The organism is Photobacterium sagamiensis (assembly GCF_050337085.1).
GTDB classification, from domain to species: Bacteria; Pseudomonadota; Gammaproteobacteria; order Enterobacterales; family Vibrionaceae; genus Photobacterium; species Photobacterium sagamiensis.
Map to the genome: position 1 here is coordinate 14,366 of NZ_JAKJSP010000016.1, position 26,129 is coordinate 40,494.

Below are 26,129 nucleotides of genomic sequence, written 5' to 3' on the forward strand. Positions count from 1 at the left end.
CTAATGAGAGCTATGCCCTGTAATTTCAATGCAGGCTTACTCTCCTAATCTCTTACAGCGGGCTTATGATCTAACAGGTGGCTTATCAGCTCTCGCAGTGCAGGATTCATCATCCGGTTAGCCGGATAGACCAATGAAACTGGTATAGGAGGTAACTGGTACGGCTCAAGAATAGTGATTAGTTCTCCACTGTCCAAATAGTGCTGGATCAGAAAGTCCGGTAATTGAGCGATGCCATGGCCCGCAGCGGCAAACTGTGCCACCAGATCGCCCTGATTCACTTCAATCGTGGTATTAACACTAATGTGTTGTTCTTTATTAGCATCTTGATAAGGCCAGCGACCCGGCAAGCGGTTTGAGCTGTCAACAATACAGGTGTGTTGCACAAGTTCTTTAGGGTGGGTAGGTGTGCCATGCTCTGCCAGATAGTCAGGGCTTGCCACAAACCGTATTTGTAGCTCGGTATAGCGACGGGCAACAAAGCTTGAGTCTGGTAATTCTCCAACGCGGATTGCCAGATCGACACCTTCCTCAACTAAATTAACGTAGCGATTCACCAGCATCCAGGAAAGTTTTACTTCAGGGTGCAGTTTCAGAAAGTCGCTGATTAAATTTTGGATCCCAAGACTGCCGGAGTTGTGAGGAGCAGTGATCCGCAAGTGACCTGCGACTTTGTGCTGTCTTTCATTTGCATTCGCTTCAAGATTGTTGAGGCGGGTCAGCACATCTCTGAATTCATCCAGATAGTATTGCCCTTCGGCAGTTAAGTGCATGGCACGTGTTGTACGATACAGTAACTGACAGCCAAAATGCGTTTCCAAATCAGCGACCTGACGACTTACCGCAGAGACCACTAAGTTAAGCTGGCGCGAAGCGGCACTGAAGCTCTGTTGCTCAACCACCACTAAGAAGGTCCGCATTGCTTTGATCAGATCTATTTTTCTTTTCATGAGAAAAATCATTTCATACCAAGGTTATTTTTCTATTTTAAGCACAGAGCTAAGCTAATACCAACTTAACGAACAATAGAAAGATTGGAGAGAGTCATGAAAGTTCTTTTAATCGGTGCGACCGGTACAATTGGTAAAGCAGTAACTGAGCGTCTGGCTGGGGATCATCAGATCATTGCTGCAGGCTATTCAGATGGCGATGTGCAAGTCGATTTAGGCCAGGCTGATTCGATTCGTGCGATGTTTGAACAGGTCGGAAAGGTTGACGCCGTGATCTCTACCGCGGGTTTGGCGAACTTTGCTCCGCTAAGCAGTCATACAGATGCAGATTATCAGTTGGCTCTGAATAACAAGCTGATGGGACAGGTAAACCTGGTCCGAATCGGTCGTGAATATATCAATCAGTCTGGTTCAATCACGCTGACTTCTGGGGTGCTGTCTCGCCAGCCAATGCCGGGCAGTGCTTCAATCAGCATGGTTAACGGCGCGTTAGAAAGCTACGTTAAAGCAGCTGCGCTGGAGCTGGATCAACTGCGATTAAATGTTGTTGCGCCGGTTTTTGTGAAAGAAACGATGGCTATGATGGGCATGGATACTGCTGGTGGTGTATCGGCTGCTGATACGGCAAAAGCCTATGAAGCTGCGGTAACCGGTACGATGCATGGCGAAACCCTGGATGTGCCAGATTACATTTAGTTTTCACATTGGCTAATTAAAACCCGGTACTGATACCGGGTTTTCTTTGTTTTGGGATAAATCCAGATGTGAATACCAACCAACCTTTCTCGTTATCAGCTATGGTACTTGCCATTGGCGACATTCCCTCAAGGAAATGATCCCTTAAGAAATAAGTCGTGGAGAACGAGCGCCAGGCTATAGGTTATGGCTGGTGTACGATTGTGACGTTAGCTGTAACTGGTGAAAGTTAATTACACTTTTGTGGTGTTCTGCATCACGTTAACGCTAAAAGTGTGATCCACTTCAAATAATTATTGTAATTAAATTTCTCTCTGATATAGTAACCACATCTTCAGACGAAGAAAGAAAAATGCTCAAAGGATGAGCCCGTTAATCGCCTCCAGGGAACCGAGTTCAGCTTAATACTCAATAGTAAAATAATTTAGAAGGTGATCATTATGAAAGGTTTAATTTCAACAAATTTCTGGAATGTTCGTTCTGTTTACACAACGGATTTCCGCTACCCGACTTGTTTCGGTTATTGATTCTGATTGCTGCACACGCAGTGACAAAAACCGCCTGATGGCGGTTTTTTTGTTTTAAAAACCGTAACTAACGTCAAGACCATACGAGCGCTTCACTTACATCAATGAAGCTTGCTTGCGAAGTTGTGTTGCATGTAAGGTCGATACTTTTTCATCTCTATCTCGTGAGCTATAACTGGTTGCGTGATATGTCTTTTCCGATGCTGCCTGCTTGCGAAGCTCTGTTGCATGTAAGGTCGATGTATTTTCATCTCTATCAACAATTACATAAGAAGGAGCAGTTACGGTAGAAGGTTCTAATGCCTGAATGCGCAATTGTGTCGCATAAGCCATTCCATAACTTTCATCATGCTCTTTTTCTGGAGCGGCCATCACAGTTGATGCTGAAACCAACAATAATGTAGATAGTGCAATTGTTTTAATAGACATATTATAACCCCTTCCGAGTAAACTAAACTGTTTCGTTTCGCTTGTAATAAAGAATAGCTCACAGAAATGACATGTCAAGGCTTTCAATACGAAACTGTTTAGTTTATTTTTAAGGTATGGAGTTGTTGTCGAGGAAATGAAGATGAGTAAGAAAGAAGAGAAGAGGCTGAAGATAATTGAAGTGACGGCCGATCTTTGCATTAGAAATGGTTATCAAGGTACTAGCGTGGATGAGCTCACGTCGAAAACAGGGTTTTCTAAAGCGACTATTTATCGGTATTTCAATTCAAAAGAGTGCTTGATATCTGAAACACTTCGTTACTATGCCAATAAATACACTGATTCACTGAAAGACCTGATTAACAATCCGGAACTTTCGTTAGAACAAAAAGTGGAAGAGTTATTTGAACGGCTCCGTCAACTGGTGGTGAATGATCAGTTTTATGGCTGTTACTTCCAACTTGCCTATAGTGAATTTTGCAATAAAGATGAGGATATCGCTTCCACTTGTACGCAATACAAGCGAGGCAGAATTGACTTAATTACAGAAATGCTTGTTAAGCATCATGTCGATGATGCGCACCTTAAAGCCGTGAAAGCAGAGCTGATCTATAGTGGCCTGATTGCATCGTTACCGATAACTAAAAACATGGCACTTATCGACATAGCAAAAGAAATGTATCTCAGAGAGATCCTTTAGAGACCAAAATCATAACCCTGTAACGTTTGAGATCGTATTCAACCATACCCTGTGATAGTCGCCGTAATATAACAGCGACTATCACTTTGAACGGTCAGAGTTTTATGCTTAGTTTGATGATTTCCTCGCCTTCAATGGCTGCAGGTACTGCACAGCACAACAACACCTCATCTTCGTTGATTGATGAAGCGTGATCCGTTTGATAAGCCACCTTGCCGGATACAAGTTTGGTTTTACAGGCACCACACTGACCACTTCTGCAGCCAAACTCAGGTGTAAACCCGTGCGCTTCAGCAAAGTCGAGTAACGAACCATCGTCTTTTGACCACACTTGTTCCACGTTGGAATCTGTGAATTCAATGATGGCTTCTGTTGCCGCAGGTAGTGGCTTGAATTCGGCGGTGGCATGATCTGCGTCTCTTTTTAGTGAAGCAGGACCAAACTCCTCGGCGTATATTCTGGCATCACTCACCCCGAGCATACGCAGAATGTCGTAGGTGGATTGCATAAAACCGGTGGGGCCGCATAAGTAAAAGTCGTAGTCGTCCAGTGGTAATATAGCCTGTAAAAGCTCTCCCGAAATCCGTCCATGATGATGAAAGTCCCTACCGGGTCTTAGATGTTTATCCACCTGCCCCAGTGACCAAAAAGCTCTGAGCTGGCCGCCTGACGCCTCGGCTATTGTATTCAGCTCTTCAAAAAAAGCTCTTTGTTCCTGGTTTCTGGCCGCGCCAATAAAGGTGACGGGGCGGGCAGAACGGGTGCGGATCGCTTCATTAAGCGCATGACGTGCCATTGATACCATGGGGGTAATCCCTACGCCACCTGCCAGCAATACTGCGGGTCGTTCTTCAGCGGCATCAAAAGTAAAAGCACCACAGGGGGCCTTGGCATAAAGAATATCCCCGGTCTTGAAATGATCATGAATATAGTTAGAAAAAACGCCATCCGGGATGTTGTCGTCAGTCGAGGTTTCGCGTTTGACGCTAATACGATATTGTGGATCTGCCGGGGCGCTGGAGAGGGTGTAGGTACGGATCTGCTCCTGCCCTTCAATTTCGGTTTTAACGGTTAAGAACTGGCCCGGTTCGAATTTTGGCGGCTGGTGTCCCTGAGCTTCCAAGTAGAAGGACTTTATCACGCTGCTCTCTTCTACCACCTTGGTCACAGCATACGGTAACCACTCGTTCTTATGTGCTTCGGCCTGTTGCAGATTTACTGCAGCTTCCCAGGTTCCGGTTAGCAGGGTGTTTGGTGAGAATTGATCCAATTTCCAGCGCAGCGGCAAACCGTGGCGGATCCAGCGGCCATGATCGATATGAAACTTCCATAAGCGTTCGGCCCCTTCAAAGTATTTCGTTTCCGGACTATCCCATAGAATTTCAACAGTTCCGGTTAGCGTTAACAGATGACCATTTTCAAAATCAACAAACAATAAACCGGCCTTTGAATTTTCAATAAAATTACCAAAGGTATTGAAATGAGAATTACCGAGATAGTCTGGAATGGTTAAGGTCTTGTCATTGTCTACCCGAATAAAGCCAGGCCTGCCACCGCGGTGGGACACATCCGCACCTTCACTGGCCTGGTTGCTATTGTTATCGACAAAACTTGCTACGAAGAATGTATCGCTGTTGGCAATCAACGTACTGGCTTGTTCATCGAAGGCATGAATTTGTTCGACACATGGTTGGGGTGACAGGGCTGGGTCTAGCATTTCCAGTTCACGGGTTTGGATGTACTGCGGACAGTTGCCAAAGGCCTGATCAATTTGAACACGAAAGTGTTTTGTCGAACATTCGATAACATGCGCTGCCAAACGATTACGCCGCCGTGTGGTCAGTTCGATACCCAGCAAACCTAACCGGGTATCTTTCTGGATAGCATCTGCCAAAGGGTCCCCAACAACGGGTATGGATTTGATCTCTAAGGTTTTGTCATCAATGGAACTCATGAAGCCAGGATCGTTGAATAAGATAGATGCCCAGGGCCATCCATCTTTATCCGCATGTCCCACAAAAACAAACGGCAATTGGTTATAAAATTCACGGTGCTGATCAGGCATAAAGTCACGGATAACTTGGCGACCAAAACGCTCCATCTTTTCTCGCACCCCCAGGCGACTCTGCACTGCTTGCTCTCCGTGATGGAAAGGTGAGTGCTCAGCTTGAGATGAAGAGTCCTTTTTAGAGAATGAATCTGATGTCGTTTTCATGTCACGAATCCTGCCAATTAAAGGGGATGCCTGACAATTACCGGTGAGGGAGATTGTCAGGTTTAAACAGGGTTATGTTGCTGACTTAAGCGTTCAGACCAACGGCGCTTGAATGCATCGGAATGAAACCCGGCAGATCTTCAAAACGTGTTAGCCAAGCGCGGATATTGGGATACGCTTCAAGGGAAACATCCCCCTCGGGTGCATGTGCAATGTAGGTGTAATTGGCCACATCAGCAATCGTTGGGTTTGTTGTCACCAGCCAATCACGGCCTTCCAAATGGTTATCCAACTGGGCGAGGATCCCGTGAGCTGTGGCAATGGCAGCTTCTTTATCGAGACCCGCTCCAAACACATTGACTAGACGTGCTGCAGCTGGTCCGGAGTTAACTTTTCCTGCCGCAACAGAGAGAAAACGTTGTACTTGAGCAGCCTGAACAGCGTCTTGCGGTAGCCACGTGTTCTTGTCGTCATATTGAGTTGCTAAATATACAAGAATAGCGTTTGAATCAGAAAGCGTGATGTCTCCATCATCAACTACTGGTACCTGACCGAAACTGTTTTTCTGTAAAAACTCAGGTTGCTTATGGGCTCCCTTTGCCAGATCAACATCAATAATATCGGCATTCAATCCAAGAATGGACAAGAACACTTCTACTCGATGTGAGTGACCTGAAAGTGCGTGGCGGTATAGTTTAATTGTTGACATAACTTTCACTCCTGCGTGATATTTGATTGGTGTGGTCTGTTGCTGATGGGATAAGTATCGTTGTTAACGGATTGTTGATAAATAGGGTTTTCATTGAATAATTGTCAATGCTATATTGACAATTATGGATACTTTAGATGGCATGAGAACAATTGTTGCAGTGGTTGAAACGGGGTCGTTTACCGCTGCAAGCGAGCGGCAGGGCATATCAAAAGCACTGGTCAGCAAGTATGTGGGTGAAGTCGAAAATCGCCTGGGTGTGCGCTTATTTAACCGCTCAACCCGGCGTTTGGCACTTACTGAAGCGGGTCAGCGTTATTATGATCAGGTGATCCCTTTGTTGGAAGAATTTGCAGCATTGGTAGATAACGTAACCGGATCGCAATCCGCCCCGCGAGGCCAGTTACGGGTCAGTGTTCCACAAACCTTTGGTGAGATGAAATTGTCACCACTGATACCCAAGTTTCTGGATGCTTACCCAGATATGAGTATCGACTTGCAGTTATCGGATCGCATGATTGATATGTTGGAAGAGGGCATTGATGTCGTGATCCGAATTGGCAGCGTAGACGATTCGAGCCTGATCGCGAGGCATATCAAAACGCTGCCTTTATCATTGTATGCATCCCCTGCGTATATAGAGCGGAATGGGGCTCCGCAAAACGCTCAGCAAATTAGCCAGCATAACTGCATCATTGATAGTAATTTTCGGATCGGTAAACAGTGGCCGATTGTATCGCCGGATGGACAGACTGATTCAATTGAGGTCAGCTCGCGAATCGCGGTTAATAGCCCGCGAGCGGTGAAGGAAATTGCAATGGCTGATGGTGGGATTGGCATGATCCCATGTTTCATCGTGGAATCAGAGGTCGAGCAGGGACTGTTGCAAGAAATCTTGCGAGGTTATCACACACTGGAGTTTGGTTTATTTGCGATATACCCACACCGTCGTTATCTGTCGAAGAAAGTCCGCTGCTTTATCGATTTTCTAATTGCTGAGTTTTCAGGATAAAAATCAAATGATAAAGATGTACCAAAAAGTTCCTACCCGACCACATTGCACCTGCTTTTCAGTGGTCTGTAATCCGACCTAAGATTAAACCATCTAGTCAATATGAAGTGAAATACCAATCGGGATAATTAATCACGGAGAAACAAACGGTGAACTTTAATCAAACAGGCCCTAATTATGCTTAATCTAGATTTCAGCAAACGCGTTGTCATTGATACAAACCAGATAGACTGGATTCCCAGCCCTTCAGCGGGTGTTCTTCGTAAACCACTTGCTCGTTCAGATGAGGATGTCGGTCATGTAACGAGCATCGTGCAATATGAGAAAGGAGCCAGTTTTAGCGCTCACAAGCATCCAATGGGTGAAGAGATCTTTGTTTTAGATGGCGTATTTTCTGATGAAACGGGCGATTACAAAAAAGGAACCTATATTCGTAATCCACCCGGAAGCCATCATACGCCTTTTAGCAAACAAGGCTGTATCATCTTCGTCAAACTTAATCAATTTAGCGTGGGCGATGATAAACAGGTACGCATCGATACCTCAGCAACCCCCTGGCTTGCTGGGATTGGCGGACTACAAGTCATGCCGCTCCACGAATTTGAACACGAACATGTCGCGTTGGTGAAGTGGCCTGCAAACAAGAGGTTCCAACCTCACCGGCACTTTGGTGGCGAAGAAATCTTGGTTTTATCAGGGGAGTTTCAAGATGAGCATGGCCGCTATTCCGCTAAGACCTGGATACGAAGCCCACATATGAGCGAACATTATCCTTTCGTAACCCAAGAAACGGTCATTCTGGTTAAGACCGGACATCTGCCCATACCGAGCTAGCTCGACTGTCGTTTTTAAGGAATCAAAATATCACCAAGAGAGATAACCTCGTCATATTGTGGTAATACTATGAAGCCGTAGCCATAAGACTAATTCCTCTTATTATTTAGTTCTGCTAGACCAAACTGGCCAGCATCTCATCTGAATAGTTAACCAATTCAGCACCTTCACGTACTCTGGCAACATAATCCGGGTTTGCGATGAAAGGGCGACCTATCGCAATCAAGTCAAATTTCTCATCGGCAATCGCGGTGCTTGCGGCTTCAGCCGTATAGCTTCCGACACCGACTAGCGTTTTGCTGTAATTAGCGCGCACATAACTTGATGCTCGACCACCGAGATAATCAAACTCCATGCTGTCGTCAAAAATACCGATATGCAGGAATGCCAAGTCTCGGCGTTCAAGCTCAGCCAATAGATAATCAAAGACATCACGGTCACGGCTATCGCCCGCCATATTAACATAGGCTCCTGGGCTTACCCGAAGTGCCGTTCTTTCATTACCGATACGCTCAGTAACAGCATCAACCACAGCTAAGGCAAATCGAGACATATTCTCAGCGCTGCCGCCGTATTCATCGGTGCGGCGGTTACTGTCATGGTGCAAGAATTGATCGATAAGGTAACCATTAGCGCCATGTATCTCGACACCATCAAATCCGGCATCGATAGCATTGCTGGCGGCCTGAGCATAATCTTTCACAAGTTGCGCAATATCATCATGGGTGACAGCTTTAGGAACTTGATATGTTAACTCGCGCATTCTCGGCACACTGCCTTCAACAGCGACAGCAGAGGGTGCCATAACATCACCGCCACCAAAAAAGTGAGGGTGGGCAACACGGCCGGTATGCCACAACTGGGCAAAAATCTTACCGTCGTTGTGATGCACTGCATCAGTCACCTTGCGCCAGCCATTAATTTGTTCAGGTGAAAATAGGCCTGGTGTGTTTGGGTAACCCTGACCATCGGGACGAATAAGAACTGCTTCTGAAATGATCAAACCTGCTTCGGCGCGACGACCATAATATTCAGCCATAGCCTGTGTCGGTACGAGATCATCGTCGGCCATACAGCGGGTCAGTGGTGCCATCAAGATACGATTATTAAGGCTAATCGTACTATTTAGAGCAAAAGGTTGAAACAGGTTATCAGTCATAACGATTTCCTTTCTTGAATGTCCATTCAAGATGCCCTTTCTTGAGCGATCATTCAAGTGTTATTTTGAACAAATATTCAATTTTAAGTACAATCAAATTAGATAAGGTTAAATAGTGTGAAAAACAGCTATGAGAAATGCAGAGTTTGATAGAGAAAAAGTACTGCGATCTGCGATGATCGCTTTTATGCATAAAGGTTATGGCAAGACCAGTATGCAGGACTTGACCAAGGTGACTGGTTTACATCCAGGCTCAATCTATTGTGCTTTTGACAATAAACGTGGCCTGTTACTGGCCGCTTTAGAACAATATAGGCAAGACAGGAATGCTGAATTTCAAGGCTTTTTTTCAGGTTCACAACCGGTATTAGTAGAGCTAAAAAACTATCTGAATAATATCGTCCAACAGTGCCTAAGTTGTGACGCATCCCAATCTTGCCTTCTTACGAAAGCACTCAATGAGGTGGCCGATCAAGATGCTGAAGTCCAAAGCATGATCTCTGAAAGCCTCGCTAATTGGCAGCAAGCTTTAACCGATAAGTTTGAGCAAGCAAAATTAACCGGTGAGCTGACAACGCAGAGAGACAGCGCTCATTTGGCACGCTATTTTGTAATGGGGATATATGGCCTGAGAACGTTCGCTCATACCCACCCTCAAGCAGAAGTGTTACAACAATTGGCCGATCAGCTTTATCAAGATGTCTGTGCTTGAGCATAGGTAGTTGGCCCCCTAAGTTACTGCATTTTAGAGTGTTGATAGCCCGCAGCTAACTATTGCTTTGGTAATTGCCTTCAGGGTATGTAGACTGTTTTTTTTCCTATTTTAGAATAAGTCCTATGGATCCTTCTGTTTTAATAATATTTATACCAACCTTCTTCGCGGTGTCAGCCACGCCGGGACTTTGTATGACGCTGGCGATGACCTTGGGCATGACCATTGGCGTTCGTCGAAGCTTGTGGATGATGGCGGGTGAGCTAGTCGGTGTCGCGTTAGTTTCCATATCAGCATTGATCGGCGTCGCGACTATTTTGCTGGCCCATCCCAACATTTTTCTGGCGTTGAAATACTTAGGCGGAGCCTACTTGCTTTATCTGGGTATTCAGATGTGGCGCTCACGCGGGAAAATGGCTATTCCTACCGATTTGGAGAGTCAGGTAAACGTCACGCCGATTGCACTGGCCACTCAGGGATTTGTTACCGCTATTGCCAATCCGAAAGCGTGGGCGTTTATGATTTCGCTGTTGCCACCGTTTATCGATGCGAGTCTGCCGTTGCGTCCGCAGGCAACCATTCTGATCAGTGTGATCTTGTGTTTTGAATTGATCTGTATGCTGCTTTACGCAACTGGCGGTCGTACCCTGCGCGGCCTGTTGCAACAGCGAGGCAATGTCATGCTTATGAATAGGATTGCCGGAAGCCTAATGATGGGCGTGAGTGTATGGCTGGTATTAGGTTAACAACGCTAGAACTGAACGTGGTTCTGGGTACAGCGTGAAACTGTAACGTTCCGATACGACGAAGGCCGCCAGAGGCAACCTTAATACCAATCGGGATAATAATCTGGCCATTATTAAAACGCCATTTCTTGAAGATCAGCGGTGATTTTGATGATGACTGCCAATACCACTGGTTACAGAGTCAGATGAGAAATCATAGCCACCTGTTTGACCAACTTGCGTCATAGCAAAGGAATTATCTTCAAAGGCTTTCAGGCGTAACTCCGTGGCATGCAGTGTTGATACGGACTCGTCACGATCACGTTGTACGGATGACTCAACATTACGTACAGGCTTACTCAATGCTTGCTTACGTAATTCTGTGGCACGGAGTGTTGATACGTTCTCGTCATGGTCAACCAACAGCTGTGGATTAACGTTTACTTGATAAGCAGCCTCACCTTCAAAAGCTTTCAGGCGAAGTTCATTCGCATAGCGATCACTGACGTTATGATCATGGTCATTACCTGGAGCGGCCATCGTAGTTGATGCAGAAACCAATAATAATGTAGATAGTGCAATTGTTTTAACTGACATATTATAACCCCTTGCGAATGAACTAAACTGTTTCGTTTTGTTTTGCTTGTGATAGAGAATAGCTCACAGAAAGAATATGTCAAGACTTTTTGATACGAAACTGTTTAGTTTATTTTTGTCGGTTATTGTTGGGAGATGAAGGTGAGCAAGAAAGATGAGAACAGGCTGATGTTATCCCGATTGGTATTCATTGAGGTGACGGCAGAGCCCTGCATTCGAAGTGGTTATCAAGGCACTAGAATGGATGAGTTTATGTCGAAAACTGGGTTTTCTAACAAGAAAGCTTGATGTTAATAAGCTTCGAAAAATTTCTTTTTGACCAATATCTCATTTATGCCCAACACTAATTTACTTAGTTCACCATAAGCGTACCATTTAAACATTCAAAAAAATGAAGATTTAAATGTGACCAAGAAGTACATCAAAAAAGAAGGTGCCGCAGTCATTAATATCGCCCGATATCTGATGTCTCAAAAAGAAGGTGCTCGTTTACGTACTATTGATTCGCTGGCTGAAGAGTTCGAGCTGTCGGTTGGCTTAGTTCAAAAAGCCCTGAAAAAAATTGAAGAAGAAGGTGTGATAGCGCTTTCGAGACAAGGCCGCAATGGTACTTATATCTCTCGTTTGGACAGTGAAAAAATTGTTCGTTTGGCGGGACTTGGTAACGTCGTGTGTGCCATGCCGTTACCTTATACCAAGCATTCCGAGGGGTTGGCCAGCGGATTAAAAGCTCAGATGGGCAGCTTGCCACTGTATTTTGCCCACATGCGAGGGGCAGGGGTCAGAGCAAAATTGTTAAGCTCCGGCGTGCATGATATCGCCATTATGTCGAAGCTTGCAGCACAGAATTACTGCGACGGTTCAACCGTTGCCATTGAGTTGGGAGCAAACTCCTACTCACATGATCACAGGATGATTTACCGTAAGGGTGAATATGATGCCATCCGGCGTGTTGGCGTCGATCCGGATTCCCCCGACCAGCAGATCCTGACCGGACAGGCTTTCCCGGATCAAGACATTGAAATTGTCGAAATTAACTACGGTGACAGTTTGGCCCATTTGGCCTGTGGGGAAATAGATGCGGTGATTTGGCTGACGGAAGCCATAGATATGGATAAATTCGGTCTGGCTGAAAAGTCACTTAACCATATCCGCCACTGTGAAATGGCCTCTGAGGCGGTACTACTGGTTCGTAATAAGGCACTGCATATTAAAGCACTCTTGAGAAATCTGATCGACAAGGATGCTCTGAACACTCACCAGAAAAAAGTCGTGGCAGGCGAGATAACGCCGAGCTATTAGCGAAGATGCGGAGGAATAATGCAGCAAAGGTTAGCGTTACTTAAAGATGCGGGGGTGATATCCCAGATTGCTCATGACGGAACAGTAAAAGCCGTCGAACTGCTGGTTTCTAAATGGCAGCTGGACACATCAACAGAGCAATTACAGCTAGCCATGACCCACCTCGCACGCGCAACGGATCGTATTCTCTCCGGCGAGCCAATTGAACATGGGCTGGATGAGGAGCTTCTTGCCGAGATCACAAGCGATGATGACTTCCCGGTGATCGAGGCGACAAACAATACGATCCTTGACGGCTTTGGTATCGAGCAGGCTCCGGATACGGAAAACTCGTTCTTTCTTTGCAACCTGTTCTCGCTCTACTGTGCGAAATAAATTGTGACGGGAAAATAGACCAATATGATTGACGACAGCGGTTATACCTATGTTCACGAACACCTGCATATTGATTTATCGCCACAAAAAGGCGATGTCGACTGCAGGCTGGATCAGTACGATCTAATCAAAGAAGAGCTGTTGCAACTCAAATTACGCGGTGTATTTAACATCGTAGAAGTGACTAATCGTTTTATGGGCAGAAATCATCATTTTATTGAAGATTTAATGGCTGATACCGGAATGAATATCTTGCTCTCAACAGGTTACTACATCGATGGTTTTTTTCCACCCGAATTGCACTCTCGGTCAGCACGGGAGATCAGCCGCGAGATGGTGGGTGAAATCGAAAACGGCATTGCCGGAAGTGATTTGAAAGCCAGCTTAATCGGTGAAATCGGCAGCAGTGAGAACACGTTTACCGACATAGAGAAAAAAGTATTTGAAGCTGCCGCCTATGCCCACCTGGAAACAGGATGCCCAATCTCCACTCACCAGTCGATGAGTTCAATGGGCCGCCAGCAGGTAATGTGGCTGAAGCAGTACGGCGTCAACATGAACAATGTGACGATCGGCCACTGCGATCTGAAAGACAACCTTGATGACATTGTCTGGCTCATCGATCAGGGCTGCTACGTGCAGTTCGACACGATCGGAAAAAATGACTATTACCCAGATACCAAACGTTTAGACATGCTGGAAATGCTGTCTGAACGCGGCTATTTAGAGCGGGTCATGCTTTCAATGGACATCACTAGGCGGTCTCACCTGAAAGAAAATGGCGGTCTTGGTTTTTGCTATCTGATGGATACATTCATCCCCATGCTACGCGAGCGTGGCATTAGCCAGCAAGAGATAGACACCATGCTAAAACACAATCCCAGCCAGCTATTTGGCTAAATCAAGAGGTTAGCGTATGAAACGAATAGGTATTGCGGGTCTGCAGCGTGAACAGATAAAAGAGCAAATTGATGCTACCGCCCCAGGTCTTTTTAACTGCCACATCCTGAACGATATGGATGCAGCAATGCAAGTGAAATCCGGCCAGCTGGATTATTACATCGGTTGCTGCAACACGGGGGCAGGCGCGGCGCTATCCATGGCAATCGCCATCATTGGTTATCCGCAGAGCTGCACCATAGCCAAGCCATCCATTCAGGCCAAACCAGCCGAAGTCGAGCGTTTTGTCGATGAGGGCAAGGTGGCTTTCGGACTTTCCATTGAGCATGTCGAACACGCCATTCCCATGCTCATTTCTATCCTCTCTAAGAAGTAAGGACATAACATGGATGTTGTACATTTAGGGTTAGTTGCATCGCTCTGTGCCATGACGGCAATCATTGCTAACATGAGCGCGGCAGTATTCCACGATGGTATCCGTCCCATTCTTCCTCAGCTCGTTGAAGGTAACATGACAAGGCGAGATGCAGGCTCTGTTGCATTTGGCTTATCTATCGGCTTTGTTGCCTCGGTGGGGATTTCATTCACCCTTTCAACCGGTTTACTCAACCCCTGGTTACTCTTTTTACCTACAGATATTCTGGGTGTGATGATCGGCAGCCGCGTACTGGCCGGACTGGCTGGTGGCTTGTGGGGGATATTGGTAGTCACATCGCTCTCGGCAGTCAATACCGTATTAACCGGGTTGCCGATCGATGCCTTAGGTGCACTGGCCGAGCTGGGTACACCAGTGATGTCGGCATTCGCCTTGTTCCCGCTGCTTGCTATTTTCTATCAATTTGGTTGGCGAGCCGGGGCTGTGGCAGCCGTCGTTGTTATTATTTCCCGCCTGCTGGTCATGAAATACACTGCGATCTATCCTGAATCCATCCAGATCTTCATTGGTATGGTCATGTTGGTAGGCATCGCAATCCGCAAAGATCTGACTGACAGGAAAAACGGGATATCACCACCTGATATGTCAGGCATGCACAGCCTGTTTGACGAACGCACCAAGCGCATCGTCAAAAACCTGCCTTTCCTTGCCGTTACCGGCGCCCTGATTGCCGCGGTGACGAACGCAGGTATTTTTGCCGGCTCGGAAGTGTCCATCTATTCACTGGCCGAGGCGTACAAACTGACTGATCCTGTTGCTCAGGATGCCGCGATGAAGCAGGTCGCTCTGTCAGAGTTTATGCGTGGCCTCGGATTTATCCCTCTGATCGCGACCACGGCTCTCACGACTGGGGTTTACGGTGTCGTCGGTATGACCTTTGTATTCGTTGCTGGCTACCTTGCTCCAAGTGTTCCCGTTGCAGCAGCACTGGGTGCCGTCATTATCTGCGCTGAAGTCTTCTTATTACGGGGGATCGGTGGTTTCCTGGAGCAATTTCCGTCCATCCGTAATTCCTCAGATAATATTCGTAACTCAATGAATACATTGATGGAATTTGCATTGTTGATCGGTGGCGTACTGGCAGTAATGAAAATGGGTTCTACAACCGGATTCACCATCTTCGCCATTCTCTACTACCTCAACGAGGTCATGGGCCGACCAATACTCAAAATAGCAGCGCCTGCAGTTGCGGCCATCCTGACAGGTTTCATCCTGAACATACTGTATGTACTGGGACTATTCGCAATTTAACCCAATATAAGAGCTCGCTCACCTCCCCCTAAGCAACAACGGGCGGGCTCTTATCCTATATAAGAAGGTTCTCTTTATGTTTTTGAATGCCTTAAAAAAGCAGAACCAGGCACTAATAGATACGGCTGCCGACTACTTGAGTAAAGGCCGGCTATTACCTGATACCTATGTCATTGACGTTGATCAGTTCACGGCTAATGCCAACCGCATCAAAGCCAAAGCGGACGAACTGGGTATTAAGCTTTATGCGATGACCAAGCAGATCGGGCGCAACCCAGAACTTGCCCGGATATTGGTGGAAGAATGTCAGTACCAGGGTATCGTCTGCGTTGATTTTAAGGAGGCTCGTCAACTTGCTGGGGCCGGAATCAAGGTGGCCCACATCGGCCATCTGGTGCAGCCGCCAAGCAGTATGATTCCTTCGCTGGTTGCGGATACCAAGCCCGAGGTGATCACCGTCTACTCGCTGGATAAGGCCCGGGAAATATCTTCAGCGGCGGTAAAAGCGAACAGAACACAAGGGATTTTGCTGAAGTTTTACCGAGTGGATGATCACTTATACGTGAATCAAGAATCAGGTTTCCCTTTCGAACTGCTGGAACAGGTTCTGGCAGCGATAACAGCTTTACCCAATCTCAAGCTAGTTGGTCTGACGCATTTCCCTTGCTTTTTATACAACTCTGAAACCAACACGACACAGCCCACGGTGAATCTGATCACCTTGAGATTAGCAGCGAATAAGGCTAAAGCGTTGGGATATGCCGTTGAACAATTAAACGGTCCATCGTCGACAAGCTGTGAAACACTTCCCATGCTGGCGGAGTACGGGGGCACGCACGGTGAACCCGGACATGCGCTGACAGGTACGACACCCGCCAATCAGGACGGCAGCCAGCCTGAAAAGATTTCGATGCTCTATCTTAGTGAGGTTTCACATCATTATGGAGAGCACAGTTACTGCTACGGTGGCGGCTATTACCGCCGGGGTAATCTTGTTTCGGCATTGGTACGGCAAGATGAAAACGACCAAACGGGGCAGGAGGTGATCGTGCCCGTTAGCAACGATGACGATTCAAGTATTGATTACCACCTAAAGCTTGAGGGGAAATTTGCTATTGGCTCGCCGGTGGTTATGGCATTCCGCACTCAAATATTCGTCACCCGCAGCGATGTTGCACTGATCTCAGGTATTTCTCAGGGTGCTCCACAGTTAGTGGGCACTTATGACTCTTTAGGCAATGAGGTGTCTTATGGCTAGATTTATCGTGGTGGTATTAGATGGTTTCGGTGTCGGTGAAATGCCGGATGTTCCGGTGGTGCGCCCTCAGGACACCGGTGCCAGTACCGCAGAAAAATTACTCAACCACTTCCCGCTAAAAACGCTTCCAACGCTTGAAAAGCTTGGGCTAATCAATGTCGTGGGCGAAACAAAATCGGTTATGAAGGCAAACCCCGGTGCGAACTGGGGCCTGGCATGGCTTGCACATGAAGGCGGAGACACTTTCATGGGCCACCAGGAGATCATGGGTACCCTTCCCAAACCGCCGGTTGTCATGCCATTTCAGCAGTCGATTGATGCCATAGAACAGGCATTACTGAAAAATAACCATCAGGTTAGGCGGTTGGGAAAACCCGGATTGCAGGTTCTTATCGTGAATGATTGCGTCGTGGTGGGTGACAATCTTGAAGCTGACTTGGGACAGGTATACAACCTGACAGCAAATTTTTCTCAGATCAGTTTCGAGCAGGTCAGGCAGATTGGCCAGGTGGTGCGTTCAGCCAATGGTGTAGGCCGCAATATTGCCTTTGGTGGTCTTGTGAATTCAATGAAGCAAATACTCGATGCCATCGAAACCAAGGCTGATCCAAAGGGCGAAGTTAAATACATAGGCGTCAACGCGCCAGATTCCGGTACTTATGACAACGGATTTCAGGTGGTCCATTTGGGCTATGGCGTCGATGCTGCCGCACAGGTTCCTCAAAAACTGAACGAAGTGGGCATACACACATACTTGTACGGCAAAGTCGCAGATATTGTCCAGAATGAAACCGGAACCTCTTACCTTTCAGTAGTCGATACTGAGAGAGTTTTTGAGCTTCTGCATCAGGATTTACAGCAACATACAACAGGTTTTTTCTGCGCCAATATCCAGGAAACAGATTTATCCGGACATCTTCAGGATCCGCGTCAGTACTGGAAAATACTTGAGAAATCAGACAAGGGGTTAGAACAGGTCATCGCGCAGATGGAAAGCGATGATCTGCTGGTGGTAATGGCTGATCACGGCAATGACCCATTTATCGGCCATACCCGGCACACCCGGGAACAGGTGCCCCTGTTGGTGTATCAAAACCATACCCGCGGCGTCGAGCTGGGGACAAGAACCACACTTGCCGATGTGGGAGCCAGTGCCACGGCATTTTTTGGTGCGGGGTTGCCCGTAAGCGGAAGCTCGTTCTTATCTCTTATTAAATAGAATTATGCAACAGCACAAGGTCAGAGAACGTTGTTCAGCCCACAAGCGCTACCGGCTGCAGCACCTTTGCCAAGCTAAAAAATTAGTTCCCAATAATTGTTATTGGGAATGACACCTGGGCCTATGCCCTATTTAAATGTACCAATGACAAGGATAGAACATTGAAAACACATATTAAAGCAGTATCAGCTGCCGTTATTTTAGGATTGTCTTCTCCTGCGTTTGCCGCAGAGGGCGGGATGCAAGCTTTTCTTGATGCGCTGCGCGATTTTGAATCGGGGATTAATCCGGCGCTTGCTGATTTCTACCTGGAGAATTTAGATAACCCAGTCTACACCTATTCCAAAGTGACCAAGCCTGGCCGCCTGGTGCGAGATTGTTCTACCGGAATTATGGTCTCAGAGCCAACAACCATCAACGGCTTTTTCACTAAGCTGGGGATAGACACCATTTACAACCCGCTGACCCCTAACGACAGCGCCATGTTCCGTTCTATGCAATTTAATTCAATGAACGCATGGGGATTTGTCGGATATCAACTCGGTGAGGCCGTGCTGATCGATGCGGGTTACTATAGCCCGAAAGAAGTCACCATCGACGGAACAAATTATGACAGTTTCTACATGTTCGTTCCTGATTCCACCTGGATCGGCTGTAAAACTGAAGCTCTGGCTGAAATTGAAGGATCTGGCGGCAATAAAGTTTATGTCACAGATACCAACTTATGGGAGGGAACCTTTGTTGGTAAAAACGGCGTGAACTCGTTTAATGACTTGCTCCTACCGGAAAATCAAGAGCTGGTAATACGTGATGCGATGCATTTCAACTACAAAGTGATGTCCAAGTTGCTAGCCGATGCCAACATGACATGGGCGCAGGCGCTGGCAAAAAGCTGGCCAGATCTAGATGAAAACGGCCAGCCAATCCAAGTGCAAGCGACAATGTCAGGGCTTCTGGCTGCCGCCCACCTTCGCGGGGCATGGGGAACTGCCACTTTGCTAACCAAGGACCAAATTACCTGTGATGAACTGGGTACCTGCATTACGAAATACGTGCACAAGTTCGGTCGTTACGACACCTTGTTTGATGTCCCTGGAAACAGCATAACGCACGGCTCCACGTATAACGAAGTTATGACAGCCGGATGGGGCAGTGATACTGTGATCACCGGTGGCGGCAAAGACCAAATTCTACTCAATGAAGAAAAAGGCTCTGTCACAACGGTTGCTGATTTCACCGTAGGTGATGATCTGATTGTACTTCGAGGCTGGCAGACACCTGATCCGCTGGCATCACTGACAATTTCAGACATGGCCGGTGATACCGAGCTGCAATTTGCCGGACAGAGTGTTGTGCTGAAAGGCGTATCTGCCGCTGCAGTTTCTGCAAATCCAGCAGCTGTGCTATCCAAGTCAGATACTTATGTTCTTGCATGGAATACTGGTAAGCAAGTGGTACAGGGCTTTGACCCGGCCGTTGACAAAATCGAAGGCAGTGCCGGTATCGGATTTAAACACCTTAAGGCTTACGAGACTCCAACATCGATCATCGTTGGTCCACAAGCAGAAGATGGCGGGATATATGCCTCTTACGAGTTAGTTGGCCTTACTCTTGCTGACATTACTTCTGAGATGTTTAGCAACATCACTGGTGGATACGATCGTCTTGGCTTCATTGTTCCCCTCAACCACATTAACTGGGGTTGGAACATGGAATTGGTCGCCAACACTTTCGACACGGCCAAAACTGTTCTGACAGTACCAAGCAATCAGCCAGTACCATTTTCTGCCGTCAAACTGACACAAGAAGGGGCTGACACGGTACTCACGTTGATCGAACCGTATGCAAAAGGCGACAAGAAAAGAATCGTACTGAAAAATACTGATGTTAAAACTTTGAGTGCATCAAATTTTGCAGGCTTTAGCGGAAACTTCTCTGAAGTTACCACGGATATTTCTGTGATGTTTGAAATCAGTGCCACGGTCAACGGCGTTGGCGGTGTTATTTCCCCGACACCAGATGCAAATGGTCTTCTACAAGCCAAAGGCGGAACAGATTTTACCGTCAATTTCATTGCCGACAGTGGATTCAAAGTGAAATCTATTGTGGTAGACGGTGTTACACAGCCTGTCGCTAACAGCTATACCTTTACGGCGGTCAGTGCTTCATCTGTATTGGTGGTCAGCTTTGAAGCTGGGGCATCGACAACATGTCCAGCACCATGGGTATCAGGTACTGTCTACACCGGCGGTGATGAGGTGACTTACCAGGGTAATGTCTATAAGGCAAAATGGTGGACAAATAACAACCAGCCTGATGCGGGTGGTCCATGGGCGCTCGTTAAGGCTTGCAGCTAAATAGATAATTAATAAAAATGGCAGCAGAGATGCTGCCTCTAAATATAAGTCCTCAATCGAAAGGTTGAGGACTTTTTTTTGCTTCAGCATCACATCAATATTTGTATCACTGCTCACAACCGGGAAACTGCTGTCGTACAGATATTCCCGATCCCATTAAATATCTAACCATTCAGAACACTACTGGAGTCAAGTTCAAGGATAGTGATTAATAGAAGAGTGTGTCTCTTTTGAACTCTGCATTTTGAAGTGGTTTGGGTATAAAGCTAGTACCTAAACACAGTGAAGATGATTGAAACGGTTTAAGTCCGTCATCCCAGAAACCGCCAAACACTGAACTTGTAGGCTTTCTCAAAACTTACCTGGCGGTTATCAGGGATCCATCATGCACGGAAGGTTCAGTGGACTGTGGATCCCCGATAATCGCTACTGTAAATCCAATCGATAATGAAAAAATCAACATTAAGCTCTTTAATTGATGACAAAGAGCGAGGATGACGACGGTTTGGCTTCATAGATAAAAAACTAATCTGTTCAATCAATCATAATTTATGAGTCAAGGTACTAGCTAATGTATTGCAAGTGAGTGATATTACGACCTACAGATATCAAAGAACTCGATTAAGCAGAGATAAACTTATGAATGGCACCAACCGCTCAGATATACAAGCAGGACTAGAGGTTCAAATTGTATTGAAAAAAGATCAGCGCACAGGAAACCTTACTAAGGGAATAGTGAAAGATATTCTAACTAAATCACCGACACACCCCCATGGTATTAAGGTTAGGTTAGAAAGCGGTGATGTCGGTCGAGTGAAAGAAATTTTAGATTAAGAATAAATGAAAACAGGCCATCAAACGATGGCCTGTTTTTCTGACATTGACACACTCATTATTACTCTTGACCATTTGATGAGCGACTGAGTGATGAGCGCACAAAAAAATAAGGAGGCCAGTTAAAAGGCCTCCTTAATAGTTAGTTAGAGCTATTTACTCAGCGTTATCGCCGCTTACTCTATGCGTTGTCTAGCCGACGGTGAATAGCAATGATCTCATTCGCCATATCGCGACATAACATAGCAGTCATAATGTGGTCCTGAATGTGAGTAAGAATAAGAGTCATCGTGACCTTACCTTCACCCTCATCGAAACCAATTAAGCCTGTTTGCGTTTTGTGTACTTCGGTAAGCGCCTCTTCAGCAGCGACCAGCATCGCCTCAGAACGCTCAAACTCACCATTACGAGCTTCACCCATCGCTTGCATAACAGCTGAACGTGCTTCACCTGCTTTGCAAAGTAGCGTCATTAAAAACTCTTCAGTAATATCTTCTTGAGTATTAATTTCGAAAGTCATGATTAAGCCTTTACAGGTTCTGCATTCGGTGCATCTTCAGTATTAGCATGCTCTTCGAGAAGCAATTGCTTTTCATGTACCTTGAAGAACGGATAGAAAATAACCATGCTCACCAGTACGCAGACTACAACCAAAATGGCCGCTGTACCTGAGTTTGTCGCGATAACCGCACCAAAAGGCGCTGGCATCGTCCACGGTGGAAGTGCAATAATCTTAGACACTATCTCAGTCTTAAAGGCAAACCACACAATACATGTATTAATCATTGGTGAAAGCATCCAAGGGATGAAGTAGTTCGGGTTCATTACGATAGGCGTACCAAAAATAACTGGTTCGTTGATATTGAAGGTGCCAGGAATGATTGACATCTTTCCGATTACGTTCAGGTGGGTAGCCTTCGAGCGCATCATCAGAACAACGAGGCCCCAAGTACCACCGGCACCACCAACAAAGATAAAGAAGTCAAGTATCGGGTTAACGAAAATCTTCGGTAACTCAAGACCAGCTGCAAGTGCGTCTTGGTTTGTACCAAGGTTGACCAATAGGATTGGAGCCAAGATACCACTAACAACAACGGCTGAACCGTGAATACCAGCAAACCAAAGTAGCTGAATCATAACAACGGCAAGTAGACATGCCAAGAACGAGTCTGATGCCGATACTAATGGCATGAATAATTCCATAACAGCAGCTGGAATCGTTAGGTCGTAGCCACCAAGAATAGAGTTAAGGCCCGGAACCAATATTGCGAGAATGACGATTGGAATTAGCAGGTCAAATGACGCTGCGATTTTTTCAGGCACAGCTTCTGGTAATTTGAGGCTGATCTTCTTATCACGCAAGAAGCGCTGTAGTTCCGGAACAAACAAACCAGCCATGATTGCGGTAAATGCGCCAGTACCACCCAGATAAGCCGCTGGTATCACACCACCAACACCTTCAACGGATTGAAGAGGAGCTGCCGCCAAAAGGAAGGTGAATAATGATAGTAAACCAGAGTTTTGTGCGCGTAGCCCATATGATTCAGCCAAACTAAAGCCTATACCAAATGCGGCATAAACAGCAAAAATTCCCATACTGATCTGGAACGGTGTAAGTATATTATCTCGACCAATCATCTCCGTAAGGGAGGACCAGCCGTTAAGGAAAAAGTTATCTCCCGGTGGTGGGAAAGCTAATACCAAAAGTAAAGAGCCCACAATCAAAAACGGCATTGTTGCCACGAAACCATCTTTTATTGCATTGATATGGCGCTGAGTTGAAACCTTCGCGGCAACAGGAGCCACGACATTTTCAACGAAGCCCATAACACCATTAAGTACAGACATGAATTAACTCCTAATTACTTGTTATTCATCGATTGATAAAGATTTACTGCTTGTTCAAGAACTACGTCACCTTTCATCATGCCGTAGGTCATCATGTCGATAAGGCCACAAGCTTTACCGCTATCTTCAGCACGTTTCTTGAAATCTTCAAATTGGAACTTAACTTGCGGTGCTACCAGACAAACATCGTTCTGAGCTAATGACGCTTCAAATTCAGAAACTGAATAAGCATTAATAGTGCAATCAATGTTTTGTTTATCAGCGGATTCCCGCATTTTTTTTACAAGCATACTGGTTGACATTCCAGCAGCACAGCATAGAAAAACTTTCATACTCTTTCCTTTGAACTTATTTTTCCCCGAAAATTTATGAGCAGATATTAATCTGCATTGAAAATAAATGGGCTGCTCAAACTCACAGAATTTAAATCTTCATTTTTTTGATGATAAGAAAGACACTTATTTGCGACGCAATTAGAATTATCAATGGTTCTGTTGCAAACCAAAAGGGTCAGTTATGAACTTCGTCACTTTCCCTTAAAGACCTTTTTCAATATATTCGTGATTATTCTTCTTGCAAACTAAGCCAGCGTGAAGTGAAGGATATTTTCAGAGCACGGTATCGATGGGCTATCAATTACCTCCCTTATTGGAATGTCGCTCTCATAAAATGAAAAAGACGTCACCTCTTCATGGCAAATTAATAAGACTTACAGTAATGTCAAATATAAATGGAAATCATGCGACAGAGGCGAGGGTTAATTTGATAATGGGCCTGGAAGGTATATTATGCCCTCATAGCCTATTTCTTATTGATAGGCATCTCATTTATGGTCGGCACTAATTTACTTGGCCTAACATAGGCGTATCATTTAAACATTCATAATAATGAAGGTTTTGATATGCCTAAAACATATATAAAAAAAGAAGGTGCCGCAGTCATCAATATCGCGCGATATTTGATGTCTCAAAAAGAAGGCGCTCGTTTGCGTACTATTGATTCGCTGGCTGAAGAGTTCGAGCTGTCGGTTGGCTTAGTTCAAAAAGCCTTAAAAAAAATTGAAGCTAAGGGTGTGATAGCACTTTCGAGACAGGGCCGTAATGGTACTTATATATCTCGCTTAGACAGTGAAGAAATTGTCCGTCTGGCAGGGCTTGGTAACGTTGTGTGTGCTATGCCGCTGCCTTACACCAAGCAATACGAAGGATTGGCTAGCGGATTGAAAGCCCAGATGGGTAGCTTGCCGTTGTACTTCGCTCACATGCGAGGTGCCGGGATCAGAGCAAAATTGTTAAGCTCCGGCGTGCATGACATCGCCATGATGTCGAAGCTTGCAGCACAGAGTTACAGTGACGGTTTGACGGTTGCCGTTAATTTGGGAAAGAACTCCTATTCGCATGATCACAGGGTGATTTACCGTAAGGGCGAATATGGTGCCATCCGCCGTGTTGGCGTCGATCCGGATTCTCCCGACCAGCAGATCCTGACCAAACTGGCTTTCCCGGATCAAGATATTGACATTGTCGAAATCAATTACGGTGACAGTTTGGCCCATTTGGCCAGCAGGGATATAGATGCGGTGATTTGGCTGACGGAAGCCATAGACATGGATAAGTTCGGTCTGGCAGAAAAGTCACTTAACCATATCCCCGAGTGTGAAATGGCCTCTGAGGCGGTACTATTGGTCCGAAATGAGGCAGTGTATATTAAAACACTCTTGAGAAATCTAATCGACAGGGATGCCCTGATCACTCACCAGAAAAAAGTCGTGGCAGGCGAGATAACGCCGAGTTATTAGCGAATTAAACGGTGATGGAAAAATAGAGCAATATGATTGACGACAGCGGTTATACCTATGTTCACGAACACCTGCATATTGATTTGTCGCCGCAAAAAGGTGATATCGACTGCAGGTTGGATCAGTACGATCTGATCAAAGAAGAACTGTTGCAACTCAAGTTACGCGGTGTATCCAACATCGTAGAAGTGACCAATCGTTTTATGGGTAGAAATCATCATTTTATTGAAGATTTAACGCGTGATACCGGGATGAATGTCTTACTTTCTACGGGCTACTACATCAATGGCTTTTTCCCGCCTGAGCTGTATACCAAGTCGGCACGGGAAATTGGTCGCGAGATGGTCGGTGAAATCGAGAACGGCATTGCCGGAAGCGATTTGAAAGCCAGTTTAATCGGTGAAATCGGCAGCAGTGAGAACAGGTTTACCGACATCGAGAAAAGAGTATTTCAAGCTGCCGCCTATGCCCACCTGGAAACAGGCTGCCCAATATCTACTCACCAGTCGATGAGTACGATGGGTCGCCAACAGGTAAAGTGGCTGAAGCAGTACGGCGTCAACATGAACAAAGTGACGATTGGCCACTGTGATCTGAAAGACAACCTTGATGACATTATCTGGCTCATTGATCAGGGCTGCTACGTGCAGTTCGATACGATCGGAAAAAACAGCTATTACCCCGATACCAAGCGCTTAGACATGTTGGAAGCCCTGTCTGAACGCGGTTATTTAGAGCGAGTCATGCTTTCCATGGACATCACTCGCCGGTCTCACCTGAAAGAAAATGGCGGTCTGGGTTTTTGCTACCTGATAGATACATTCATCCCAATGCTGCGCGAGCGTGGGATCAGCCAGCAAGAGATAGACACCATGCTGAAACACAATCCAACCCAGCTATTTGGCTAAATAAAAGAGGTTACTGTATGAAACGAATAGGTATTGCTGGTCTGCAGCGTGAACAGATAAAAGAGCAAATTGACGCCACGGCCCCCGGTATCTTTGACTGCCACATCCTGAACGACATGGATGCAGCCATGAAAGTGAAAACTGGCCAGCTTGATTATTACATCGGCTGCTGTAACACGGGTGCAGGTGCGGCATTGTCTATGGCAATCGCTATTATTGGCTACCCGCAGAGCTGCACCATCGCCAAGCCATCCATTCAGGCTAAACCAGACGAAGTAAAGCGTTTTGTCGATGAGGGTAAGGTGGCTTTCGGACTTTCTATTGAGCATGTTGAACACGCCATTCCTATGCTCATTTCTATCCTCACCAAGAAGTAAG

The 26,129-nt window shown here is 46.0% G+C and carries 28 protein-coding genes; 19 read left to right on the top strand and 9 right to left on the bottom strand.

The genetic code is table 11. The features are described 5' to 3' along the window. Nucleotides 1-44: 44 nt before the first annotated feature. On the bottom strand, nt 45-950 hold the full coding sequence (locus L4D76_RS06670) for a LysR family transcriptional regulator (protein ID WP_428440137.1): 906 nt from the start codon (nt 948-950) through the stop codon (nt 45-47). A 96-nt stretch (nt 951-1,046) separates the two neighbouring features. Between L4D76_RS06670 and L4D76_RS06675 the strand changes: the two genes are divergently transcribed. Both L4D76_RS06675 and vcdP read left to right on the top strand, forming a co-directional pair. After that, nucleotides 1,047-1,646 carry a short chain dehydrogenase gene (locus L4D76_RS06675; protein ID WP_428440138.1) on the top strand — a complete coding sequence of 200 codons (600 nt, stop codon included), beginning with the start codon at nt 1,047-1,049 and terminating at the stop codon, nt 1,644-1,646. A 440-nt stretch (nt 1,647-2,086) separates the two neighbouring features. Then, nucleotides 2,087-2,173: a small protein VcdP gene (gene vcdP, locus L4D76_RS28935; protein WP_483875141.1), complete on the top strand. Its 87-nt coding sequence runs from the start codon at nt 2,087-2,089 to the stop codon at nt 2,171-2,173. A 96-nt stretch (nt 2,174-2,269) separates the two neighbouring features. On the opposite strand, the gene L4D76_RS06680 is transcribed toward vcdP, so the two are convergent. Continuing rightward, on the bottom strand, nt 2,270-2,602 hold the full coding sequence (locus tag L4D76_RS06680; protein WP_428440139.1) for a hypothetical protein: 333 nt from the start codon (nt 2,600-2,602) through the stop codon (nt 2,270-2,272). Nucleotides 2,603-2,744: 142 nt separating this feature from the next. Here L4D76_RS06680 and L4D76_RS06685 point away from each other — a divergent pair, with 142 nt between their 5' ends. Next, nucleotides 2,745-3,302: a TetR/AcrR family transcriptional regulator gene (locus L4D76_RS06685; RefSeq protein WP_428440140.1), complete on the top strand. Its 558-nt coding sequence runs from the start codon at nt 2,745-2,747 to the stop codon at nt 3,300-3,302. Between the two features lie 94 nt (nt 3,303-3,396). Here L4D76_RS06685 and L4D76_RS06690 read toward each other — a convergent pair whose 3' ends face one another. Both L4D76_RS06690 and L4D76_RS06695 read right to left on the bottom strand, forming a co-directional pair. Continuing rightward, complete coding sequence (locus tag L4D76_RS06690; RefSeq protein ID WP_428440141.1) at nt 3,397-5,517, bottom strand: pyridoxamine 5'-phosphate oxidase family protein; 2,121 nt, start codon at nt 5,515-5,517, stop codon at nt 3,397-3,399. An 85-nt stretch (nt 5,518-5,602) separates the two neighbouring features. Then, on the bottom strand, nt 5,603-6,226 hold the full coding sequence (locus L4D76_RS06695) for a glutathione S-transferase family protein (RefSeq protein WP_428440142.1): 624 nt from the start codon (nt 6,224-6,226) through the stop codon (nt 5,603-5,605). Nucleotides 6,227-6,368: 142 nt separating this feature from the next. Here L4D76_RS06695 and L4D76_RS06700 point away from each other — a divergent pair, with 142 nt between their 5' ends. Continuing rightward, complete coding sequence (locus tag L4D76_RS06700; protein ID WP_428440143.1) at nt 6,369-7,238, top strand: LysR family transcriptional regulator; 870 nt, start codon at nt 6,369-6,371, stop codon at nt 7,236-7,238. A 177-nt stretch (nt 7,239-7,415) separates the two neighbouring features. Continuing rightward, a complete protein-coding gene (locus L4D76_RS06705; protein ID WP_428440144.1) occupies nt 7,416-8,072 on the top strand; it encodes a cupin domain-containing protein in 657 nt (218 codons plus the stop codon). Between the two features lie 115 nt (nt 8,073-8,187). Here the strand turns inward: L4D76_RS06705 and L4D76_RS06710 are convergent, their stop codons facing one another. Continuing rightward, entirely contained in the window at nt 8,188-9,231 is a 1,044-nt protein-coding gene (locus L4D76_RS06710; RefSeq protein WP_428440145.1) for an alkene reductase, read from the bottom strand. 130 nt (nt 9,232-9,361) lie between these two features. Between L4D76_RS06710 and L4D76_RS06715 the strand changes: the two genes are divergently transcribed. Then, nucleotides 9,362-9,943 (top strand): TetR/AcrR family transcriptional regulator, encoded by a 582-nt coding sequence (locus tag L4D76_RS06715; RefSeq protein WP_428440146.1) that lies wholly within the window; start codon nt 9,362-9,364, stop codon nt 9,941-9,943. 125 nt (nt 9,944-10,068) lie between these two features. Further along, nucleotides 10,069-10,689: a LysE family translocator gene (locus tag L4D76_RS06720; protein ID WP_428440147.1), complete on the top strand. Its 621-nt coding sequence runs from the start codon at nt 10,069-10,071 to the stop codon at nt 10,687-10,689. Between the two features lie 135 nt (nt 10,690-10,824). Here the strand turns inward: L4D76_RS06720 and L4D76_RS06725 are convergent, their stop codons facing one another. Further along, complete coding sequence (locus tag L4D76_RS06725; protein WP_428440148.1) at nt 10,825-11,265, bottom strand: hypothetical protein; 441 nt, start codon at nt 11,263-11,265, stop codon at nt 10,825-10,827. 405 nt (nt 11,266-11,670) lie between these two features. Here L4D76_RS06725 and yhfZ (L4D76_RS06730) point away from each other — a divergent pair, with 405 nt between their 5' ends. From yhfZ (L4D76_RS06730) to L4D76_RS06770, 9 genes are all read left to right on the top strand, one after another. Continuing rightward, the gene (gene yhfZ, locus L4D76_RS06730) at nt 11,671-12,567 is read left to right on the top strand and encodes a GntR family transcriptional regulator YhfZ (RefSeq protein WP_428440149.1); all 897 of its coding nucleotides are present in this window, start codon (nt 11,671-11,673) and stop codon (nt 12,565-12,567) included. A gap of 18 nt (nt 12,568-12,585) precedes the next feature. Beyond that, on the top strand, nt 12,586-12,942 hold the full coding sequence (locus tag L4D76_RS06735; protein WP_428440150.1) for a hypothetical protein: 357 nt from the start codon (nt 12,586-12,588) through the stop codon (nt 12,940-12,942). A 24-nt stretch (nt 12,943-12,966) separates the two neighbouring features. Next, nucleotides 12,967-13,842 carry a phosphotriesterase family protein gene (locus tag L4D76_RS06740; RefSeq protein WP_428440151.1) on the top strand — a complete coding sequence of 292 codons (876 nt, stop codon included), beginning with the start codon at nt 12,967-12,969 and terminating at the stop codon, nt 13,840-13,842. Between the two features lie 16 nt (nt 13,843-13,858). Further along, nucleotides 13,859-14,218, top strand: coding sequence for a DUF2620 domain-containing protein (locus L4D76_RS06745; protein WP_428440152.1), 360 nt, complete (start codon nt 13,859-13,861; stop codon nt 14,216-14,218). Between the two features lie 9 nt (nt 14,219-14,227). After that, the gene (locus L4D76_RS06750) at nt 14,228-15,529 is read left to right on the top strand and encodes a YhfT family protein (RefSeq protein ID WP_428440153.1); all 1,302 of its coding nucleotides are present in this window, start codon (nt 14,228-14,230) and stop codon (nt 15,527-15,529) included. Between the two features lie 76 nt (nt 15,530-15,605). Further along, a complete protein-coding gene (locus tag L4D76_RS06755) occupies nt 15,606-16,787 on the top strand; it encodes a YhfX family PLP-dependent enzyme (RefSeq protein WP_428440154.1) in 1,182 nt (393 codons plus the stop codon). Continuing rightward, nucleotides 16,780-18,006 carry a phosphopentomutase gene (locus tag L4D76_RS06760; protein ID WP_428440155.1) on the top strand — a complete coding sequence of 409 codons (1,227 nt, stop codon included), beginning with the start codon at nt 16,780-16,782 and terminating at the stop codon, nt 18,004-18,006. The genes L4D76_RS06755 and L4D76_RS06760 overlap by 8 nt, the downstream gene beginning before the upstream one ends. Before the next feature lie 161 nt (nt 18,007-18,167). Then, nucleotides 18,168-20,363 carry a carbohydrate-binding protein gene (locus L4D76_RS06765; protein WP_428440156.1) on the top strand — a complete coding sequence of 732 codons (2,196 nt, stop codon included), beginning with the start codon at nt 18,168-18,170 and terminating at the stop codon, nt 20,361-20,363. Nucleotides 20,364-21,002: 639 nt separating this feature from the next. Continuing rightward, nucleotides 21,003-21,197 (top strand): YwbE family protein, encoded by a 195-nt coding sequence (locus L4D76_RS06770; protein ID WP_428440157.1) that lies wholly within the window; start codon nt 21,003-21,005, stop codon nt 21,195-21,197. A 181-nt stretch (nt 21,198-21,378) separates the two neighbouring features. Here L4D76_RS06770 and L4D76_RS06775 read toward each other — a convergent pair whose 3' ends face one another. From L4D76_RS06775 to L4D76_RS06785, 3 genes are read right to left on the bottom strand one after another with little or no spacing between them, the layout of a single operon-like run. Then, nucleotides 21,379-21,717: a PTS lactose/cellobiose transporter subunit IIA gene (locus L4D76_RS06775; RefSeq protein WP_428440158.1), complete on the bottom strand. Its 339-nt coding sequence runs from the start codon at nt 21,715-21,717 to the stop codon at nt 21,379-21,381. 2 nt (nt 21,718-21,719) lie between these two features. Then, entirely contained in the window at nt 21,720-23,045 is a 1,326-nt protein-coding gene (locus L4D76_RS06780; RefSeq protein ID WP_428440159.1) for a PTS sugar transporter subunit IIC, read from the bottom strand. A gap of 14 nt (nt 23,046-23,059) precedes the next feature. Next, nucleotides 23,060-23,377: a PTS sugar transporter subunit IIB gene (locus L4D76_RS06785; RefSeq protein ID WP_428440160.1), complete on the bottom strand. Its 318-nt coding sequence runs from the start codon at nt 23,375-23,377 to the stop codon at nt 23,060-23,062. 569 nt (nt 23,378-23,946) lie between these two features. On the opposite strand from L4D76_RS06785, the gene yhfZ (L4D76_RS06790) reads away from it, so the two are divergent. The 3 genes from yhfZ (L4D76_RS06790) to L4D76_RS06800 are packed head-to-tail and all read left to right on the top strand — an operon-like array spanning nt 23,947 to nt 26,128. Continuing rightward, entirely contained in the window at nt 23,947-24,843 is an 897-nt protein-coding gene (gene yhfZ, locus L4D76_RS06790; protein ID WP_428440161.1) for a GntR family transcriptional regulator YhfZ, read from the top strand. 32 nt (nt 24,844-24,875) lie between these two features. After that, nucleotides 24,876-25,751, top strand: coding sequence for a phosphotriesterase family protein (locus L4D76_RS06795; protein ID WP_428440162.1), 876 nt, complete (start codon nt 24,876-24,878; stop codon nt 25,749-25,751). Between the two features lie 17 nt (nt 25,752-25,768). Then, the gene (locus tag L4D76_RS06800) at nt 25,769-26,128 is read left to right on the top strand and encodes a DUF2620 domain-containing protein (protein WP_428440163.1); all 360 of its coding nucleotides are present in this window, start codon (nt 25,769-25,771) and stop codon (nt 26,126-26,128) included. The last annotated feature ends 1 nt before the right edge of the window (nt 26,129 follow it).

Coding starts and splice junctions, on each gene's coding strand:
- L4D76_RS06680 (WP_428440139.1), bottom strand. CDS start 2,602: ATGTCTATTAAAACAATTGCACTATCTACATTATTGTTGGTTTCAGCA.
- L4D76_RS06770 (WP_428440157.1), top strand. CDS start 21,003: ATGAATGGCACCAACCGCTCAGATATACAAGCAGGACTAGAGGTTCAA.
- L4D76_RS06735 (WP_428440150.1), top strand. CDS start 12,586: ATGCAGCAAAGGTTAGCGTTACTTAAAGATGCGGGGGTGATATCCCAG.
- vcdP (WP_483875141.1), top strand. CDS start 2,087: ATGAAAGGTTTAATTTCAACAAATTTCTGGAATGTTCGTTCTGTTTAC.
- L4D76_RS06675 (WP_428440138.1), top strand. CDS start 1,047: ATGAAAGTTCTTTTAATCGGTGCGACCGGTACAATTGGTAAAGCAGTA.
- L4D76_RS06670 (WP_428440137.1), bottom strand. CDS start 950: ATGAAAAGAAAAATAGATCTGATCAAAGCAATGCGGACCTTCTTAGTG.
- L4D76_RS06785 (WP_428440160.1), bottom strand. CDS start 23,377: ATGAAAGTTTTTCTATGCTGTGCTGCTGGAATGTCAACCAGTATGCTT.
- L4D76_RS06750 (WP_428440153.1), top strand. CDS start 14,228: ATGGATGTTGTACATTTAGGGTTAGTTGCATCGCTCTGTGCCATGACG.
- L4D76_RS06795 (WP_428440162.1), top strand. CDS start 24,876: ATGATTGACGACAGCGGTTATACCTATGTTCACGAACACCTGCATATT.
- L4D76_RS06755 (WP_428440154.1), top strand. CDS start 15,606: ATGTTTTTGAATGCCTTAAAAAAGCAGAACCAGGCACTAATAGATACG.
- L4D76_RS06715 (WP_428440146.1), top strand. CDS start 9,362: ATGAGAAATGCAGAGTTTGATAGAGAAAAAGTACTGCGATCTGCGATG.
- L4D76_RS06720 (WP_428440147.1), top strand. CDS start 10,069: ATGGATCCTTCTGTTTTAATAATATTTATACCAACCTTCTTCGCGGTG.
- L4D76_RS06710 (WP_428440145.1), bottom strand. CDS start 9,231: ATGACTGATAACCTGTTTCAACCTTTTGCTCTAAATAGTACGATTAGC.
- L4D76_RS06760 (WP_428440155.1), top strand. CDS start 16,780: ATGGCTAGATTTATCGTGGTGGTATTAGATGGTTTCGGTGTCGGTGAA.
- L4D76_RS06725 (WP_428440148.1), bottom strand. CDS start 11,265: ATGTCAGTTAAAACAATTGCACTATCTACATTATTATTGGTTTCTGCA.
- L4D76_RS06775 (WP_428440158.1), bottom strand. CDS start 21,717: ATGACTTTCGAAATTAATACTCAAGAAGATATTACTGAAGAGTTTTTA.
- L4D76_RS06695 (WP_428440142.1), bottom strand. CDS start 6,226: ATGTCAACAATTAAACTATACCGCCACGCACTTTCAGGTCACTCACAT.
- L4D76_RS06700 (WP_428440143.1), top strand. CDS start 6,369: ATGAGAACAATTGTTGCAGTGGTTGAAACGGGGTCGTTTACCGCTGCA.
- L4D76_RS06800 (WP_428440163.1), top strand. CDS start 25,769: ATGAAACGAATAGGTATTGCTGGTCTGCAGCGTGAACAGATAAAAGAG.
- L4D76_RS06685 (WP_428440140.1), top strand. CDS start 2,745: ATGAGTAAGAAAGAAGAGAAGAGGCTGAAGATAATTGAAGTGACGGCC.
- L4D76_RS06780 (WP_428440159.1), bottom strand. CDS start 23,045: ATGTCTGTACTTAATGGTGTTATGGGCTTCGTTGAAAATGTCGTGGCT.
- yhfZ (WP_428440161.1), top strand. CDS start 23,947: ATGCCTAAAACATATATAAAAAAAGAAGGTGCCGCAGTCATCAATATC.
- L4D76_RS06740 (WP_428440151.1), top strand. CDS start 12,967: ATGATTGACGACAGCGGTTATACCTATGTTCACGAACACCTGCATATT.
- L4D76_RS06705 (WP_428440144.1), top strand. CDS start 7,416: ATGCTTAATCTAGATTTCAGCAAACGCGTTGTCATTGATACAAACCAG.
- L4D76_RS06745 (WP_428440152.1), top strand. CDS start 13,859: ATGAAACGAATAGGTATTGCGGGTCTGCAGCGTGAACAGATAAAAGAG.
- L4D76_RS06690 (WP_428440141.1), bottom strand. CDS start 5,517: ATGAAAACGACATCAGATTCATTCTCTAAAAAGGACTCTTCATCTCAA.